The 17387-nt window shown below is 48.4% G+C and carries 15 protein-coding genes; 5 read left to right on the top strand and 10 right to left on the bottom strand.

Annotated features, from left to right (window positions below; translation table 11 throughout):
- Nucleotides 1-6 precede the first annotated feature (6 nt).
- A complete protein-coding gene (locus GF401_20895; protein ID MBD3347522.1) occupies nt 7-3099 on the top strand; it encodes a methyltransferase domain-containing protein in 3093 nt (1030 codons plus the stop codon).
- 224 nt (nt 3100-3323) lie between these two features.
- Here the strand turns inward: GF401_20895 and GF401_20890 are convergent, their stop codons facing one another.
- The 4 genes from GF401_20890 to ispH are packed head-to-tail and all read right to left on the bottom strand — an operon-like array spanning nt 3324 to nt 7800.
- Nucleotides 3324-4673: an MATE family efflux transporter gene (locus GF401_20890; GenBank protein MBD3347521.1), complete on the bottom strand. Its 1350-nt coding sequence runs from the start codon at nt 4671-4673 to the stop codon at nt 3324-3326.
- An 18-nt stretch (nt 4674-4691) separates the two neighbouring features.
- Nucleotides 4692-5210, bottom strand: coding sequence for a flavodoxin (locus tag GF401_20885; protein MBD3347520.1), 519 nt, complete (start codon nt 5208-5210; stop codon nt 4692-4694).
- Nucleotides 5211-5251: 41 nt separating this feature from the next.
- Complete coding sequence (locus GF401_20880) at nt 5252-6019, bottom strand: myo-inositol catabolism protein (GenBank protein MBD3347519.1); 768 nt, start codon at nt 6017-6019, stop codon at nt 5252-5254.
- The gene (ispH, locus tag GF401_20875; GenBank protein MBD3347518.1) at nt 6019-7800 is read right to left on the bottom strand and encodes a 4-hydroxy-3-methylbut-2-enyl diphosphate reductase; all 1782 of its coding nucleotides are present in this window, start codon (nt 7798-7800) and stop codon (nt 6019-6021) included. Before ispH ends, GF401_20880 begins: the two co-directional genes overlap by 1 nt.
- 303 nt (nt 7801-8103) lie before the next feature.
- On the opposite strand from ispH, the gene GF401_20870 reads away from it, so the two are divergent.
- The gene (locus GF401_20870; GenBank protein ID MBD3347517.1) at nt 8104-9009 is read left to right on the top strand and encodes an ATP-binding cassette domain-containing protein; all 906 of its coding nucleotides are present in this window, start codon (nt 8104-8106) and stop codon (nt 9007-9009) included.
- Nucleotides 9006-9653 carry a hypothetical protein gene (locus GF401_20865; protein MBD3347516.1) on the top strand — a complete coding sequence of 216 codons (648 nt, stop codon included), beginning with the start codon at nt 9006-9008 and terminating at the stop codon, nt 9651-9653. The genes GF401_20870 and GF401_20865 overlap by 4 nt, the downstream gene beginning before the upstream one ends.
- Before the next feature lie 54 nt (nt 9654-9707).
- On the opposite strand, the gene GF401_20860 is transcribed toward GF401_20865, so the two are convergent.
- Nucleotides 9708-10901: a hypothetical protein gene (locus tag GF401_20860; GenBank protein MBD3347515.1), complete on the bottom strand. Its 1194-nt coding sequence runs from the start codon at nt 10899-10901 to the stop codon at nt 9708-9710.
- Nucleotides 10885-11259 carry a hypothetical protein gene (locus GF401_20855; protein MBD3347514.1) on the bottom strand — a complete coding sequence of 125 codons (375 nt, stop codon included), beginning with the start codon at nt 11257-11259 and terminating at the stop codon, nt 10885-10887. The genes GF401_20860 and GF401_20855 overlap by 17 nt, the downstream gene beginning before the upstream one ends.
- Nucleotides 11260-11346: 87 nt before the next feature.
- Between GF401_20855 and GF401_20850 the strand changes: the two genes are divergently transcribed.
- Nucleotides 11347-11520, top strand: coding sequence for a hypothetical protein (locus tag GF401_20850; GenBank protein ID MBD3347513.1), 174 nt, complete (start codon nt 11347-11349; stop codon nt 11518-11520).
- A 99-nt stretch (nt 11521-11619) separates the two neighbouring features.
- Here the strand turns inward: GF401_20850 and GF401_20845 are convergent, their stop codons facing one another.
- The 4 genes from GF401_20845 to GF401_20830 form a co-directional block, all read right to left on the bottom strand.
- The gene (locus tag GF401_20845; GenBank protein ID MBD3347512.1) at nt 11620-12510 is read right to left on the bottom strand and encodes a hypothetical protein; all 891 of its coding nucleotides are present in this window, start codon (nt 12508-12510) and stop codon (nt 11620-11622) included.
- Between the two features lie 75 nt (nt 12511-12585).
- The gene (locus tag GF401_20840; GenBank protein ID MBD3347511.1) at nt 12586-14400 is read right to left on the bottom strand and encodes a hypothetical protein; all 1815 of its coding nucleotides are present in this window, start codon (nt 14398-14400) and stop codon (nt 12586-12588) included.
- On the bottom strand, nt 14400-15329 hold the full coding sequence (locus GF401_20835; GenBank protein ID MBD3347510.1) for an AAA domain-containing protein: 930 nt from the start codon (nt 15327-15329) through the stop codon (nt 14400-14402). The genes GF401_20840 and GF401_20835 overlap by 1 nt, the downstream gene beginning before the upstream one ends.
- Nucleotides 15330-15814: 485 nt before the next feature.
- Complete coding sequence (locus GF401_20830; GenBank protein ID MBD3347509.1) at nt 15815-16795, bottom strand: DUF2225 domain-containing protein; 981 nt, start codon at nt 16793-16795, stop codon at nt 15815-15817.
- A 224-nt stretch (nt 16796-17019) separates the two neighbouring features.
- On the opposite strand from GF401_20830, the gene GF401_20825 reads away from it, so the two are divergent.
- On the top strand, nt 17020-17387 hold a 368-nt coding region (locus tag GF401_20825), incomplete at its 3' end, for a TetR family transcriptional regulator (protein MBD3347508.1).

The raw sequence follows: 17387 nt of genomic DNA, 5'->3' as shown, positions 1-17387 counted from the left end.
ATATCTATGAGCGCTATTGGATCCTACACAAGACTGGAATACGAAAACACCCCGATCTATATCAATCCCGATTTTCCCGACTGGTTTGTTCCGAACTCTCGGGCGGATCATATCTTGCGGTATCTCATCTCGGGTCATTCGGTTGATGAAGCCTGCGGTCATTTTTCAAAAAATTCCAGAGGCGCTTCGCATCGTGTACGGCATGATATAGAATCGCTTGTAAACCGTCTTCGCGACGGCTGCGGTGAGCCGTATCAGGGAAGAGGACGCTATCATACACTCAAGGGATTGAAAGAGTGCTGGATCCATATCACCAACAAGTGCAACATGGCCTGTTCTCACTGCATGTTTTCATCGAGCGGCCGGTCCGATGAAATCTCGCTTGACCGTTCGGTAGTTCTTACGGCTATCGATCAGGCGATTGCTTTGGGTGCGACGGTCGTTTACTTTACCGGTGGTGAACCGTTCGTGTATCCCGATTTTACCGGTATCTGCGACCATATCCTCATGAATGAAAACACCCATGTTGTTATATTGACCAACGGTAGAGACCTTTCGGCGCATGAATCCTGGTTGCGTTCGGTACCTCCGGGAAGGGTCCATTTTCAGGTGAGTATCGATGGCTCCCGGCAAAATCATGAAAAGATCCGGGGCAAAGGCACTTTCGGCGAAGTGCTGGAGTCGATCGGTTTTCTGAGGGCTATGGGGTTTCCGGTCACCATTTCCATGGCGGTTACTGAAGATACCGTCGGGGACATGGAAACAATGGTCGAGATCGCTCACCAATCGGGAGTGCAAAGCATCCATTTCATGTGGCTCTTTGCGCGGGGGCGAGCGGGTGAGGGTCTCACTGTTCCTGTCGCTCTGCTCCTTGACAATCTCATTGCCGCTTATGAACGGGCAAAGAGGAGCGATATTGTTATCGATAACATGGAAGTCATCAAATCACAACTGTTCACTATTCCCGGTACCCGCCACGACCTGAGCAACGCGGCCTGGCAGAGCCTGGCAATCGCACCAACCGGCGATATATATCCTTCACCGGCCTTGATTGGGATCGAAAGCATGGGGGCCGGACTTCTTAAGGATGGGATCGAGAAGGTTTGGCGAACAAGTGCCGTGTTCGGGCAGATACGGGAAGCGAGTGTCGGGTTCTGTGACCGGTTAGGCGGTGATCCCCTGAAATATCTGATCGGTGGTGGTGATGTCGATCATAGTATCCATGCCGGCGGTTCACCGGTAGGGCACGATCCCTACATGAAACTGTATAATGGTATTGCTCTGTATCTGATTGCCGAAATCGCCCGGGAGTATAACTCAGGGACTCGTCCGGGATTTTTATGCAGAATGGGTGAGTATGTGTATGAGTGCACCGAAGAGAGTGGGCCGGTCAACTTTACCCATTCAAACTGTGTCCAGTCGATATCCGGCGCCGATGGTCACGGGTTGGTAAAGCAATTCTATTCGAGCGCCGCCGAGGAGGTGAATGAAGACATTGTCAATCCGGTCGGTTACCGCGAGGAGGAGATCGATCACATTCCCCTCGGGTCCCGTGTCCGCTCCTATGGCTGCGGAAGTCCTGTTTTGGAATGCGACCTTCAGGAGGGCGAGACCCTGGTCGATCTCGGTTCCGGTACCGGGGTAGAATGTTTCATTGGCGCTAAAAAGATCGGGCCGTCGGGGAAAGTATACGGAATCGATATGGCCGATCCTATGCTCGAGCGGGCAGAAAAGGCCCGCGTGGAGGTGGCACAAAAACTGGGTTACGATATCGTGGAATTCAAGAAAGGGTTCCTCGAAAAATTACCTCTGCCAAAGAATTCGGCAGACTGTATTATCTCAAACTGTGTGATCAACCTGACCGCCGATAAAAGGAAAACATTCCAGGAGATTATGCGCATTCTCAAACCGGGCGCCCGCATTTGTATCTCCGATATCGTGTGTGATCGTGACATCCCGCTTGACATGAAATACAATGCCAAACTGCGGGGTGAGTGTATCGGGGGGGCGATGAAACAGAATGAGCTTTTTGCCATGCTCGAAGAACTGGGTTTCGAACAGCTCTATGTCAACAAGCGTTACCTCTACCGGAAAATCGAATCTCTCCCCTTTTTTGCGGTCACCTATACGGCATATAAACCGGCTTTGGAGAAAAGAACCAAAACTCTTATGTACCGGGGACCGCTCCACAGTGTTTCCCTGGACAATGGTGCCGGTTTACGACGGGGAGTGACGACCACGATCGAAGTTCCAGCTTCATTCACTCCCGATGAAACCTCATTTTTTCAATTCGATAGTGAAGGGAATGTCGAGAATGTTGTACAGCATACATCATGCGGGGTATTTATCGCCCCCGACCGGGAAGTTTCACAAATAAGTAAAAACAGCACTGGTCATTATTCGAGTGGTTGCTTTGTCTGCGGCAAAAAGCTGGTTTATTCGAGTGAAAACCAGACCCGGACATGCTATTTCTGCCGGAAAGAGTTACGCTCCAATGCGGAATGTATTGAGGGTCATTTTGTCTGTGATTCCTGTCATAGCGCCGATGCTCGGGGGATAATCCGCACGATGTGCACAGGGGCGCCTGAAAACGATATGATCGCACTCTTCAACCGCATCCGTGAGCATGCATCGATTCCTGTTCACGGCCCGGAACATCATGGCCTGATTCCGGGAGTTATCCTGGCTGCATACCGGAATGGGGGAGGGCATATCGTTGATAATGAGATCATTACCGGAATCGAGCGCGGGAGCAGCATTGCAGGCGGGGCCTGTGCATTCCTGGGTGTCTGCGGCGCGGCGTCCGGGATAGGGACCGCATTCTCGATTATCCTCAAAGGCACGCCCTATAAAGGCGAGGTGCGGCAGATTGTACAAAAGGTAACCGCTCAAGTCTTGCACAAAATTGCCGCCTACGATGCCCCCCGGTGCTGCAAACGAGACGGATATCTGGCGCTTACCGCCGCCGTAGAACTCTCGGAAAAGTATCTTCCCCAAAAACTCCAGGCCGGTAATTCCCCGTGGTGTACCCAGTACAAGGAGAACAAGGAATGTATCGGCAAAAGATGTCCGCTGTGGAAGAATGTCGATAATGGATGAGGACAGCAAAAAGAGCTTGACGATAACGATAAAAATCCCGACAAAAGAGAAAAAAGCATGTATGTTTCTGTATTGTCTTTGGCCCCCCAAGTGTGGGGGGCGGGCGAAGCCCGGGGGGTTGGGCTTTCAGGAAAAGCATTTCCATAGCTGGTTTCAAGGCATAGACCCGACCGTGGGAGGAAACAGTCCCCCAGCCCCTTCCCTAAACAATCATAAGTGAACTATTATTCCCCCTCTCTCATCTTCCCCAGCATTCGTTTCAGCCAGGCTCGCGAGACGATTCCGGCGATAGTGTTTGCGGTAAGGATAGCCGCGAAAATGCCGGGGATTCCCCATAGTTTCGAACCGAGCAGTGCTGCGGGGATAAGGACCACAAAGGAACGTATTATTTCCAGTCCGGCTGAGTGGAGCGAATTGTCAAGAGCATTGAGCGAAGCCCAGGAGAATTGGTGCATTCCAAAAAAGGCAAAGCTGGCGGGTACGATCATGAAATAGCGTGTCGCAACCGAAACTACGTCATTGTCGGTATTGAAAAGAACGGCAATAGATTCTCCTGCAAAATAGAGGATTAAAAAAACGACCCCGCCCCAGAGCAGGGAAAATCTCATGCTGTATTTGATACCCTTTTCGATACGATTGAAATCACGGGCGCCGAAATTCTGGCCGATAAAGGGTCCCAGGGAGACCGATAACGCAAAGACAAGGGTAAGACTGAAAGCCTCGACCCGGGTAGCGATACCGTATCCGGCCACGGCTTCGGGACCATACCCGGATACAAGGCGGGTGACGATTGCAATTGTAAAGGGGATGAGCACATTGGATGCCGCGACCGGAAGCCCTGTTTTCAGCACCCGCCACCAGGAAGTGATAAGCACCGGCAGTTGAGCAAAGGGCGATGCGAGCATTTGTTCTCTGAAATGGAGAATACTCAATGAAATGGTAAGGGTGCATGCTCTGGCAATGACCGTAGCAAGGGCCGCTCCGGCGAGTTCCAGGCGGGGGAACGGGCCGATTCCGAATATCAACAGCGGATCCAGAATGCCGTTGATCGCAACGGCGATAAGCATGATAATACTGGGTGTTTTGGTGTCGCCGGTCGCCCTGATCGCATTGTTCCCGACCATGGGGACCACAACAAAAACCATGCCGAAATACCAGATACGCATGTATTGCTTTACAAGGTGTATGTTGTCCGGCGTCGCGCCCAGGGAAAAGAAAACCGGCTCGATTGTAAACAAACCGATCGTAACAAGCACGGCAACAAGCGTAACCGAAAGGGTCAGTGAATCGGTGGCCAGCCGGCGGACCTTTTCGTGGTCGCTCTCACCGATTGCCCGGGAAATGGTAACGACAGCACCCACGCCGAGGCCAAGGGCAAAGCTTGCGATAATCATAACCACCGGAAAGGTCAAAACCATTGCAGCAAGTTTCCGGGTTCCCAGTTTTGCCACATAAAAGGTATCGATCAAATTGAACGCCATCATGGCGATTATGCCGACCAGCATGGGAGCGGCAAGGTTGATAAGCGTTTTTCCGACGGGGCCTGAAGTCAGTTTTGCGGAGCGAACGTTCATTGACTCTTTTCGCATGTCCTATCGCCGGCCGACCGACCGGGCTATTTTTTCTCCAACACTTTTCGCCCACTTTTTGACATTATCATAGTTCCGGTAATCGGCACTCTTTTCTTTTTGGCTTTTTACAATGATTTTATATAGGATTGGAAGCCTCTCAATTTCGAGCGCACCGGCAAATGTTGCGGTCTCAAAGGGAGAAACAATCGATTTGGGCCCGTCAAAATAGGCTTCGGCGGTTTTCCGGTTTTCTTCCGTATCCTCTTTCATCAAAAGACATACGCTGAAAAAAGCAACCGGGATCGATTGAAGCGCCGTTTTGTTTTTCCGGATAAATTTCATTGCAGATCTCAGCCACCGTCCCATGTAAATCCCGCTGCCGATAATGACCCCTCTATAAGAAGAGACATCGGTAACTTTCGAAACATGAATAATATCGGTTTCATAACCACTCTCCCGGAGCGCTTCACTAATCGCGACTGCAATCTCAGCAGTACTCCCGCTCTTGCTTGCATAGGTAACAAGTATTTTTTCCGCCATATCACTATTCCTTATCTGTTTCTTTGTCTATTACCATTGTCTCAATCAAAAGCCGGATCAGGCACCGCCAGTTCATAGCTCCGGCTTTTATGGGAAAAGGCGGCCATGACCCAGAAATAGGCGCTGCGGACGCCGGGCATGGCCATGGTCGGATGGTACCCTCGGGGAATGATAACGCAATCCCCCGATGATACCGGATAGATTCTGTCGGGGGCGCCGGGCGTTTCATAGCCCACATGAAGCGCGAATTTTGGTGACGGGATATCGAAATAGGCGTAAATTTCTTCGAGGTCCTTTTCGTGCTGATGGGGCGGCCAGCTTGTCCAGGCACCGTCATCGCCGATGGTAAACCCGGTAATAAGCCGTGACGCCGGCATTTCCTGGTTCACCGCCATGAACACCGACCGCCGATAGGGTGGAGTGCCGTGAATCTGGCGGATCTCACCCAGTGGAAGCTCCGGATCGTATTTCCGGACAAAAAAATCACCAACCCCTTCACAAATACTTCCACCAATGTAGCATATCGAAGCTCCTCTGGAGACGATTGTCGCTTTCCTTTTCGACGGTATATAAAAGGAGTCGAGTTTCGAAAGGGTATAGGAACGGGAATCGACCGTTACTTCAACAGAGCCGTCAATCACCCCCACACTTAGTTCCAATGAATTGTCGTAGAGATGGTGCTCTTTTTTGTCTTGCAGGTTGAGACGAAACATCCAGGTGCAGACACACGCCGAGTTTTCGGGGGTGACCACGGTATGAAACCCCGGCGTGTCGGGGCTCGAATATTTCCAGTTACTTTGGGAAATCATTAATTAATCCTCCATGTTACCCAGGCTCCAATCGCGGCAATATAAAAGGGGGCTTCGGATAAAATGTTGAAAAGGGTCGAGCGGGTACGATGGTTTTTTTCGTGCCATCGAACAAAGACCATCATGTATACAATCGCCGGGAGCTGAAAGAGCAGCGATATATCACCGTGAGAATACTTGCCGAAATCAGTGATAGCCATAATCGCCGAGTAGCATACCGTGATGATGAGGCATGCCCAGATCATCCGGTGAATACCTTTTTTGACCCGTTTTTCTCCCATAATGGTGACCAGCGTCTCCCGTCCCATGATCCGGTCGCCTTCAATGTCCCGAAGGTCGGCCATGAGGGAACGGAGGAATGCCAGAACAAAGATCCATCCGAACACAAAGACAGTCGATTTGGTAAACACAAGCTGATTTCTGATTGCATGGGGAATAAAGGTTGCCAGTATTGCCCATGCCAGGGCGACAAAGAGGTCCCGGGAAGTGGGAACATCTTTGAGATTGCTGTATTTGAATATTCGTCGAAGAGGCAGAGGGACAATCGTGATATGATACAGTGCGCCCAGGGTGGTTGAAAAGAGCATGAGATAAAAAAGCGACAGATTGATTGTCAGACTTGCTGCCAGAAGAAGGGCGATGCTTATTTCGGCAATCAGGAGGATCATGGTCTTATGGCTTTGGTAGAATTGATACCTGCTGATACCCAGGTGCTGGGTTATTTCGATACTGGTCATGCTGTTGACAAGATAGATCGAAAGGAAGTAGAAGAACACGACAACACCACCGAGAGCAAATTCTTGCAGGGGCAGATCGATCCGCTGGATCGTGCAGGATGCATAATAGGCGGCGGTTGCACCCGCGGCGATAAAAATGTTGAAAATAGCACAGAGGTCAAGAACCCTTTTGACCCGGTCCTTAAGGGTCTTCTTTTTCCTGTGGGACATGAACTGAAGGTAGTCGACTACCCGCTTGATCATCCATTGCGGGGTCGATGCTCCGGCGGTGATGCCGACCGTATTGCAGTGTTCCAGTGCGTCGATATCGAGTTCTTTTTCAGATTCCACATGCTGCGTGGGAGTGTTGCATGCGCTGCTGATTTTTGCCAGACGTTGGGTGTTGGCGCTATTCTTACCGCCCACCACAATCATGGCATCAACCATGGATGCAATCTCTTTGGTTTCGGTCTGACGGCGTTTGGTAGCGGAACAGATTGTCTTTTTGACCACCACTTGTTGCTCCTTGAACCGTGTTCTGGCCCTGGCTGCGATATCATCAAAAAGCTCCCGGTCGAAGGTCGTCTGAGAAACCAGGCATACTTTCTCTGTAGGGGGAATCGAATCGATATCAGAGGGAGATTGGACTAAAAGGCCCCGATCTCCGGCATAGCCCATCAACCCGATAACCTCAGCATGGCCTTCATCCCCGGTTATGATAATGGTATATCCGAGTTTGCGGTATTTTGTAATTACCCGATGGACTGTTTTTACTTTCGGGCAGGTACCGTCAATGATCTCATGCCCTTTGCTCCGAAGTTTGGTTTCCGAATGTAGAGGAATGCCGTGGGCGCGGATAATGATCGGCGCCTTTTTGAGGGGGCTGTCGTTATCGAGTTCGGTGACCCCCCGGGAGTTGAGCATCTCAACGGTTTGTCTGTTATGAATAAGCGGACCGTAGGTATAGACCGTTTCGTTTTCTTTCCGGGAATGGTCGATTGCAAGGTCGACAGCCCTTTTCACTCCCATGCAGAATCCGGCTGTCTCGGCGATAATGACTTTCATGATCCTGTGAAGATTCTATGTGTGAACAATAATTGTTATGCATGAAAATAAATGATTTGCATTCACTCTTATCGAACACAGGACATCGACAGGTGTTGATGGAGACAGTATTCATCCGGTTCGGTTCTCAAAAAGAACAATATGGCTGAAAAAAGTCGTATACAGCTTAACACATTCATCGAGAGATTTTTCGAGGAGAGGGTTTTCGGGCCGGTCCGCAAAAGAGGGGAAAGCACTTTCTTTATACCTGCGGGGATTAAAAAGTCCATGCATTCAAAAAGCGCATAAGCCATTTTTAGACGTATGAGTAATGATGTCATAACGGTTGCCGGTTTATCGAAAAGCTTTGACGGGAAGTCTGTTCTCGAATCACTCAATCTTGATTTGGGGGCTGAAACCGTGTATGGCCTGGTTGGATTGAACGGTGTGGGGAAGACGACGCTCATCAGGTTGCTTTTAGGCCTGCTTCGCGCCGATTCGGGGCATATCGATATTTGCGGTCACGATCCCTGGAATCATTCCCCGCAATTTTACCGTCAGGTAGGGGCCGTGCTCGAGCATGATGGTTTCCGGGGGAATTTGACCTTTGATCAAAACCTGAAATTCTTCGCTCGTGCGAGGGGTATTTCCGATGATACCGTTGCTCAATATCTCGAAACTGAATGGAGCAATTGGGAGCTTGTGGGATCGAAAAAACGGGTCAAGTTTTTCTCCCGGGGTCAGCGGATGCAATGTGCATTGTGCCGGGCCTTTCTGGGATGGCCGAAGGTGTGCTTTTTGGATGAGCCGACGGTAGCGCTCGATATGGAAGCCTACGATCATTTCTGCAGGCTGGTGCAACGGGCAAAGGAGCATGGATCCGCGATCGTTATCAGTTCCCATCATCTTGAAGCCATTGAAGCACTCTGCGACCGGATCGGTATACTCCAGGACCACCACCTTTCGGAATTGGCCAATGAAACCGGATCTTTGGGGCAATGGGCACTGACCACCGATAACCGGCCCGAATATGGAGAGATTATCCGTCGGATTACGGGTTCCGGAGTGTCCTATACCGACGGGAAATGGCATTTTAATTCGAAAAATCAGAAAAAAGACATCCCTCTTCTGGTCGCCGAACTGGTTGCGCACGGATGTCCGGTATATGAAGTTAGACCGGTTGAAAGAGCGTTTCGGGAAACCATAAAGAAAGCTTATATAAAACCATGAAAAACCTTGCACTGATTGTCAGGAATGAGTTCGCTAATTTTAAAGGCAATGATCCCGGCTTTTTTGCGGTTTACGGGATCATTGTTCTCATTTACAGCGCAGTGTTTACTTCAAATGCACTTCAGGGGGGCGGCGAACAGAGCATTCTCTGGTGGATCTTTTTTTCGGTGGTTGCTACCGGTTCATTTCTGGGATCTGTTTTTATCGTAGAACGTCTGAAAGGATCATTTGAGATTTTACTTACCTGTGGTTTGGCCCGGCATAGTATCCTTCTGGGAAAAATATTGTATATCGTTATAATGTCGTTATTTATGGGCCTCTGTCCCTTTGCCTTATCGCTTCTCTGGACCGCGCTTCTCGACCGCAGCGCCCTGACAATCAACTGGACCGGGCCCATACTCTTTGTGGGGGCATCCTTTATGAATGCAACCTGTGCTTCATGGCTCACCCTTCGTCTCGGAAATCCCCGGTTGGTGCATTTTGTTAATTTGTTGATGCTTACCTTTGTTGTTACTGTTTTTTACCTGTTCCTCCTGAATGTTTTTGTTCTTTTTGGGGTAATGATTCTGATCGGTATCCTTTTCCTGTTTCTCGGCTTTCGCGCCTTTGAAAGCGAAAAAATAATCCAGCCGATCAATTGGTAACCGCCCTGCCGGCGCAGGACGCCTTGGGGAAAAACAGAGTTGCTCCCTCTGCCTTCAGACTTGTGACCTTCGACTTTCGCCTTTTGAGTCCCGTTCTTCCGACACAACACTTCCAAGATGGGAAACGATAAGGCTTTCAATATCCCTGTAGACCACCATGAAAAAGCGGCGGAATGAATGAATCGGTGATCTGAATAATCCTTTGAAGAGCGGTATGGTTTCTTTGCGTACCAGATCGGGAATATGGGGAAATAGTTCGACAGCCAGAACGCCAGCATCCAGTGCATATTCTTTGCCTCTGAATAATTTTCGTAAACCACTAAACAGCGCGTAGTGAAATTTTACATGGGTGAGAGCAAAGGAGAGCTGAAGCCAGGTCCAGAGTCGAAGCCATTGGGTGAGGGCGGCATGGACACCTTCATGGGTGACAAAGGGAACTGATTCGATACGGGTTCCAAACGAAAAGAAGAGATGGAGGGCTCCGATAAAAATAAAGAGGAGCCAGAATTTCGTTATTGGCGAAATAAGAACCTTTATCGAGCCTTTTACAATAAATTGTACTGCTATCGTTGTGCCTGCCGCAAGGATGGCGAGAATCCAGGGTATATCGATAAATAAAATACCGATGCAGTAAGTGATAATCCCGGCAGCAGCGGTGAGATTGCCGGGGGATATTTCATGATGGACGATTTTTCGTTCAAAATCCGGATGTTCTTGTATACTTGTCTGGTCAATAACCCTGAGCATAAACAGAGCGACGATCCCGACAAGGGCGCCGAAAACAATGGCGGCACCGGTCATGAAAGGGAGCTGATAAAAAAGAAAGAGATTCCGGGCCATGAGAAAATAGACCATGATAAGCTGGCCGGCGTTATGAAACAGTGCTCCGATGATACTGACCCCGATAATGCCTAAAAGCTTCCTTTTCCCGAAAACACGCCACGAAAGGCCCATCATGAGAACCGCCAGCGTGCTTCCGCCGAGACTGAGCGACAAAGTCAGGAATGAAAATCCGAAATAGAAACCCACGGTCCAGATACGCAGAAGTGAAAGGAGAATCGACTCGGCAAGACCGTACTTGAGTATCCAGATAACCGTTATGCTGTTGGCAAGTCCGGGTTTGAGCCAGGGAAAGAGCGGGATACGGGGGATGAAAAATTCGAGAAAATTGAGGCTGATGGCCGCTAACAGAAGGGCCGTGCGCTCCAGGGTCATTGCTCCCGTATCGTCACTACCGGGCGATTGCATCGGGCCCCTTGTCTTCTGATGACGATTCTATCTGTACCAGAATATGATTTGGTGCGCATACAATCTGTTGCCCAACGTTGCTGACTGGTGTTGCGGTAACACAAATCTGCTTGCTGCAGGTGGATTTCTCAACCGATACCCGGCTGTTATGGATATGCACCGAAACATCACCGATTTCACCATGTACCGTGAACCGCTTATCAGCTTCAAGCGGATATCGGGCGATAACCCGATTGTCCCGGTAAACAGCCACTGTTGAAGGAGCATAGGATTTCATCAGAGGTATAAATGCCACGGAGACTAAAAGAAGCGCTCCAATTATAACCAGATCGATAATTCCGAATGTTCGATATTTCATTGATAACTCTTGCGTTTTTTGAAAAATAAATGTTTCTTGCACTAGTTATTCGTAGATAGTATACTTTTTGTTGAAAGGAAAAATAAAATGGCCCAAAGCGATATCGTTTTTTCCCGCACAACAAAAAAGTTCGGCGGCAGGCCTTCGAAAGGAAAAGGGAAGGGCAATCGTTATTTTATCTCGATTCAGCTCTGGCTGGATTTTTTAGCTGTCGCTTTCATTGCGATTATCGTCGTAAATAAGTATTTCGAGGTGTTCTGAAAATAGAATGGTAGCCTAGCATACCGGATCATTCCCCTGCAGGTGAATAGTTCATCCCGCTCAACTCAGCAGGATCACTCCATCACTCAACTCACCGCGTCATTCATGCTGCCCGAGTGTGTCTGGAACATTCCCGGCGTATTCAACAACCGTTTTCGCATTATACAAATACATCTGTGTTGCAAGATAAATAACCATGCGGTGGGTGCTGTCGCTCCATTCCCGATAGGGTGCGGAATGGTCTTTTTTGATGTCAAACAGTCCTACCCGATAGACGGTTTGCGGGGGGGCGAGCTTTTCCGCCATGAGATCGGCAATATAAAGCGCATCCCTGCGGACCACGGTATCCAGTGAGTCGGCGGGAAAATGCATGGTTTCAATTTCATACCGGTGGTAATTATTGTTATTGTCAAAATAGAAGGTCGTGGGGAGCTGTTTTTTGCCCCAGGTAAAATCATTAACCAGAATACAATCGGGAGCATCTACAATTTCATTGCTGTAATATTTTTTAAATAGATGAATAAATGCATTTCTGTTGATTCCAAAGGGTATGCCGGTAATATCATAGGGGGAGAGAGGATTATGTTTCAGTTCCCGGGCAACCATCAGGGATTCGGCAATCTCATTTTCCCGCCGAATGCTGTCCCGCACCCGGACAGCTTCTTTTTCCTTACGCTGCTTTTCCAGGGCCCGTCGCCAGTGGTATACCATGCACGGAAGAATATTCGTTGTTGTATCGCCTGTGGAATCCCGATACGCATTCCGGAGTACGGGGTACTCTACCGATTTTATCCAGTGATTCATCTGTTTTTTCCACATAAGAATTATGGAAAGGTTGACATCTCTGTTATCACCGGTACATTTGTTGTATTCGGTTCGATATTTGTTTTCGAGTTTCCGGATATACTGCTCATCTTGCGATTCATCAACCCCCCAAAGCACGGTTGTACCCAGGAAAATTAGTGGGAATACACATTTTCGTACGCTCATACGCTTTGTCCCTTGTCTTGCACTATCGAGCAATGTTCAGCTCGTACCTTCGTGACTTGTTGTGTTCCTCGCTCCTCAGTCGCCGATAAATTGTGACGCCCAGCTTCTTACAATTTTACCATTCAGAACATGGAATCGTCGAAGGTTTCGAAGTGTTTCGGAGCTGAAATTGGAAAGGGGGATCCAGACAAGCCGCTTTTTCAGCCTCGCGGCTATGCGTTTAAGGCGAACATTCGGTTTTTTGGGAGCAATAAATGCCACGGTTCGATGCTCGCTGAACAGCAGGACACCATAGGTGAGTTGTTCGGTCAGATTTTTCAGAGGAAGTTCTGCGGTAATTTCAAAGGCATTGGGAATTATCCGGGGGGGATAAAGGAGCGAGAGACCGCCGTAATGGGAACGAACGATTCCCGGTCCCACAACATCATCAAAGGGATCGGTTGCAAAGAACGTGAGGGTTGATTCCTGCTCGTGTTCGGCATACCAGGTCGCCTTATGGGGGTATTTCTCATCGTGTCCGCTGTCGAAAATAATAATGACGGTATCGAGTTCGCCCCGTGAGGGCGGTATCTCTTTTATGTAGATGTCGCCGGTGTGCCAGTTGCGGAGTGTTTCCCTGAAATCGATCCCGTCTTTCACCGAAACGACAAATTTTTCCGACCGAATAAGATCTTCGTTCATCATGCGGATCGCTTTGTTCCGGAGATGGCTATTGAATTCTTCGATTTTACGATCTTCGGGAAGATGGGAGCACATCCCTGCCGGATTCCATCGATATCGGTACTTTTTCTTCTGGAGTTCCGATGGTTCGGGTTTGATATTGAGTTTTTGCCAGTAGACCGGCAGATCTTTGAACAGATTGACCGCCTGATGAACCGTGGTATCGTTGGGGAATACAATTTTATCGATGCCGACTCCCAGCGATTGCTGTGCCTGTTCGAGAGGGAGAAAGGGATAGTATTTTGCGCTTTTCAGAATGCGGACCGCATAGGAATTCCCGCCGATTCCCCTGGCTGCCGTCACAATGTCGAAAAGGGAGGGGATAAACATATCTGCCATGACGGTCAGGTTACGCAAAAAAGTGAGACCGCAATGGATACGGGCCGGAGAGAGTTCGATGATATTATCTTTGTTGCTGTAATAGTCATCCCTGGTTTCTCTGAAAAGGTCTTTGATCGTATCGATAACCTGCACTGCAGGGGCGAAAGGATCCTGGCGTTCCTTTTCGAATTTTCCGGTAATAAAGGGCAATTCGCCAAGGGCAAAGTAGAGATGGTCCGGATTGACATATTCCCGTCGGCCCTGATATTCTACCGGTGAGGGCGGTGTATAATTATAAGAATATTCCTGATTATAGTGTTCAATAATGCCCGTTACATGACGGAAATGGATTACCGCACAGATCTTTTTATGTGATGATTCCAGGTCGTGAAGCCGATAGGCAATGTAACGGCATGCCTGGTCGTCTTTGGATATCGCGTGCTGTTCGATCACCTGGATACACAGTGATGAGTAGGCGTCGATACCCATTATTTCGCTTCCGTGAGGATCGGGGATGTGCGGCAAGGGGGTTGGTTGTTCGATTATCGGATAACCGATGCAGTATCCGGGGATATGACGTTGTCTGCTCTGCCTGAGTCCTTCAATGGCTGCATCACAGGGATCGGTGGGAACAAAATATACCGGATCGGTAAATTCCGATGCAGTCACAGCAGAAATAAAAGGGAGATCATCAACAGCATCGATCAGCGATTCATTAAATGATGCAGGGATATCGACCGCAATACAGTCGCAGGCATGCCTGGAGCAGTGTTCACGAATATACCGGGAAAAATAGATACTCCCGTGAAGAAAGGGGATCAGTGTTATTGAATCGGACAGCTTGATCATCAGAGAATACCTGGTGAATCGGGATTGAGATCATCGTTGTCGGGGAAGAAAAAGTCGCCCAGTCCCATGCCCGGGTGCTGTTTCCCCGAAGCTTTCCGTTTTGCCGCGAGGCTGTCGAGGTCCAGAGCTTCTTTGCCTAAAATCTGTTTTATCGAATTTTCGAACAGGCCTTTGATATTGGCGTCAGGATTATTTTCCCGTTGCTTTAATGTATACCGTATTGCATTGATTCCGTCACGGATAGAGTAGGGGAGGTCAAGTCCGTGGGCCTTTTGAAGAAAAGAGACGCAGATATCGAGGACGTTCCTGCTTGTGAATGGAAGGTTATAGGAGAGGATTTTCAGTTCGTCTTCCCGTGATGGAAACCCGAGTTCGATACCCGGTTGAAGCCGGGACATAATATAATCGGGTATTTCAAAGGTGGAAGAGTCTTCGTTCATGGTAATTGCAGCCCGGAATTCCTTATGTGCCGTAACAACAATACCGGCAACCACCGATTCGACCATACGCCGATTGTCGAAAAGGCCGGCCAGAGATGCCCATGATTTTTCCGACATCCGGTTGCCTTCATCGAGAATAACAATGCCGCCGGTGATTGCTGCCGAGAGAAGCGGGCTGGCATGATAAGATATCTTTCCTTTTTCCGAGAGTACCGGTGTTACAAGAAGGTCTTCAGGACGGGTATCTGAAGTGCACTGCATGATATAGACATCCTGCCCCCGCTGGCTGGCTGCGGCCATACCAAGGGTTGTTTTTCCTGTGCCGGGATAGCCGATAATACGGGGGGTTAAGGGGAGGTCTTTATTGTCGACGATCAGCCAGCAGGCGAGGATCTGACGAAGCGGTTCATCCTGACCAATCCACTCAATCGTACTATCAACAGGGTTGGAAAGCACAAGTTCGATGTCATTAATAGTTACTTTTTTCATTTCACCGTCCTGTTGGGAAAAAATTGAAAAATCAAAATAATGCTTTTATTAAAATACAGGATGTGCAATGGGATATATCAACGAATTTGCCTGTTTAATTTTTTATTTACAGGTACTGCTGGAGTTTGGCGCCTGCGGGGCCGGTGGATACAGGGTGAGGGTAAAAAGGAGCGGGTGAGGGATTCCCGCAGAGCGTGAGTTCCGCTTACTTCGGCTCAGCGCAAGCCGCTCCGAAAGTGGTCCGGAGGTCGGGATAATCAAACAAATCTAAAGAACTATGACTTCTGAAGGAACCGGGCGCCGAATAGCCTTGTGTTATTAAAGCAACATTTCCGGCACTGAAGTGCCAGCCACCCAACAAAGGATGAATATACACAGTAAATGCTCTTCTGCAATTCTTTCCCTCTCACACCCTTGTCACTCTCCCGGTAGCTCCTCGGGACAGGCCTTTTGTCACCGTATCTTCCTCTTTTTCTTAAACCCCTCTACTCATCCTTAAAGAGGTCTTCCTCCTCCCGGTCTTCCCATAGTCGTTTTGCTTTATCGGCCCATTTATCGATTGTTGCAGTCGTGAGGCGGGGGTTGTCTCTCATCTCATTTTTTCGATCGTTTTTAATATTAGTGAATACGCCGATATATGAGTTTGCTTTTTTAAATTCTCCCAGCTTGAGATACAGTGTTATAATCGTATAGATCACCTGCATTTCGATCTCTTCTGAAGGGCAGTTTGATGTCCTGAAAGCTTCTTCGAAATACCCGAGCGCATCACGATAGCTTTCTCTATTGTCGCCCCCCGAATCTTTGATGATTTTTGCAATGCGGAGTGCATAGGCGCCGAGTTTATACAGAGAATAGGGTTGTTCATAATAGGCTTCAACATTGGCACGAAGCATGGCAAGCTGGTAGGCTGCAATAGCGACATCGTCGATCCGTGGCCGCTGGAAATAGTTCTCATAATCGACTACTGCTTTAAGAAGAGCTTTTCTTTCACCGATTTTTTCCTGTAATGTCATGATCATATTGCCGGTGAGTTGGCTTTTCTGCTTGCCCTGTCCACTTGATGCACTACGGGTGAAATCTTTTTTGTCGGGCGATGCAAATAAACAGCGGGGACAGACCGTGACCGAGAGAAGGTTGTAGTCGATTGTTTTGTAGCCGGAGGCCCCCTCATAATGGGGGACAAGAAATTTGTTCTGGATTACCTGCTGGCTTTTGGCGCGAAGTTCATAGCAGGTGACATCCTCCTTTTCACACACCGGACAGCCTAGTTTGATCTCATAGACAGGATCCTCTCCCGAACCGTCTTCACCAATTCTGGATTCCGCCGAAGCGCGCGATTCCTTGATCGCTTTGATATACTTGATATCCATTTTAGGGCCATATTGGCGGATATATTCGTTAACCATATTATCATCATTAAGGAGTGCTTGAAGACGACGTTTTACTTCGCCAACATTGATAGCCATCGTATAACTCCTTTCGAATGGCGGAACAAGGGGAATTATGCTCAAATTGTATTATCCTATAAGCAGAAGGTGATGTCAAGAGGGGATTCCTTTTTCATTTTCGGATATATTCGGAAAAAACGCTTGCAACAATCCATATCTTTTGGCACTATTCAATAAAAAATCTTATATTTTAACCGAATAGTTAGTTGTTGTTTCAGCATGAATTCCGATAGATTCAGATAATGAATAAAAGAAATTCGGCAATCACAAAAGCGAAAATATTGAACACGGCTGAGCGGTTGTTTGCAGAAAAGGGGTTTGACGGTGCGCGGGTGGATGATATCGCTAAAAGCGCCGGGGTCAATAAGGCTCTGATTTATTATTACTTTAAGAGTAAGGATGACATCCTCGACGCTCTGTTTACTTCGGCAATGAAAGATATTATCTCACTTATCGAACAAAGCTATGAAGATTTGAGGCTTGATGATGAAGAGATTGAAAGGATGTTTGATTGTATGGTTAATCTGGTTTCGGGGAAAAAGGAAATATTAAAAGTAATGCTTATGGAATCTCTGAAAGCAGACAAATCGAACCCCTGTTTATTTAAAAT

The organism is Chitinivibrionales bacterium, assembly GCA_014728215.1.
GTDB lineage: Bacteria > Fibrobacterota > Chitinivibrionia > Chitinivibrionales > WJKA01 > WJKA01.
Note: the sequence above shows the minus strand (reverse complement) of the source record. Positions and strands in the feature narration are given on the sequence as shown.

Excerpts from the sequence above, each read along its gene's own strand:
- GF401_20850 (MBD3347513.1), top strand. The coding sequence starts at position 11,347 with ATGGCCCAAAGCGATATCGTTTTTTCCCGCACAACAAAAAAGTTCGGC.
- GF401_20845 (MBD3347512.1), bottom strand. The coding sequence starts at position 12,510 with ATGAGCGTACGAAAATGTGTATTCCCACTAATTTTCCTGGGTACAACC.
- GF401_20860 (MBD3347515.1), bottom strand. The coding sequence starts at position 10,901 with ATGCAATCGCCCGGTAGTGACGATACGGGAGCAATGACCCTGGAGCGC.
- ispH (MBD3347518.1), bottom strand. The coding sequence starts at position 7,800 with ATGAAAGTCATTATCGCCGAGACAGCCGGATTCTGCATGGGAGTGAAA.
- GF401_20840 (MBD3347511.1), bottom strand. The coding sequence starts at position 14,400 with ATGATCAAGCTGTCCGATTCAATAACACTGATCCCCTTTCTTCACGGG.
- GF401_20895 (MBD3347522.1), top strand. The coding sequence starts at position 7 with ATGAGCGCTATTGGATCCTACACAAGACTGGAATACGAAAACACCCCG.
- GF401_20830 (MBD3347509.1), bottom strand. The coding sequence starts at position 16,795 with ATGGCTATCAATGTTGGCGAAGTAAAACGTCGTCTTCAAGCACTCCTT.
- GF401_20890 (MBD3347521.1), bottom strand. The coding sequence starts at position 4,673 with ATGAACGTTCGCTCCGCAAAACTGACTTCAGGCCCCGTCGGAAAAACG.
- GF401_20885 (MBD3347520.1), bottom strand. The coding sequence starts at position 5,210 with ATGGCGGAAAAAATACTTGTTACCTATGCAAGCAAGAGCGGGAGTACT.
- GF401_20855 (MBD3347514.1), bottom strand. The coding sequence starts at position 11,259 with ATGAAATATCGAACATTCGGAATTATCGATCTGGTTATAATTGGAGCG.
- GF401_20880 (MBD3347519.1), bottom strand. The coding sequence starts at position 6,019 with ATGATTTCCCAAAGTAACTGGAAATATTCGAGCCCCGACACGCCGGGG.
- GF401_20870 (MBD3347517.1), top strand. The coding sequence starts at position 8,104 with ATGAGTAATGATGTCATAACGGTTGCCGGTTTATCGAAAAGCTTTGAC.
- GF401_20835 (MBD3347510.1), bottom strand. The coding sequence starts at position 15,329 with ATGAAAAAAGTAACTATTAATGACATCGAACTTGTGCTTTCCAACCCT.
- GF401_20865 (MBD3347516.1), top strand. The coding sequence starts at position 9,006 with ATGAAAAACCTTGCACTGATTGTCAGGAATGAGTTCGCTAATTTTAAA.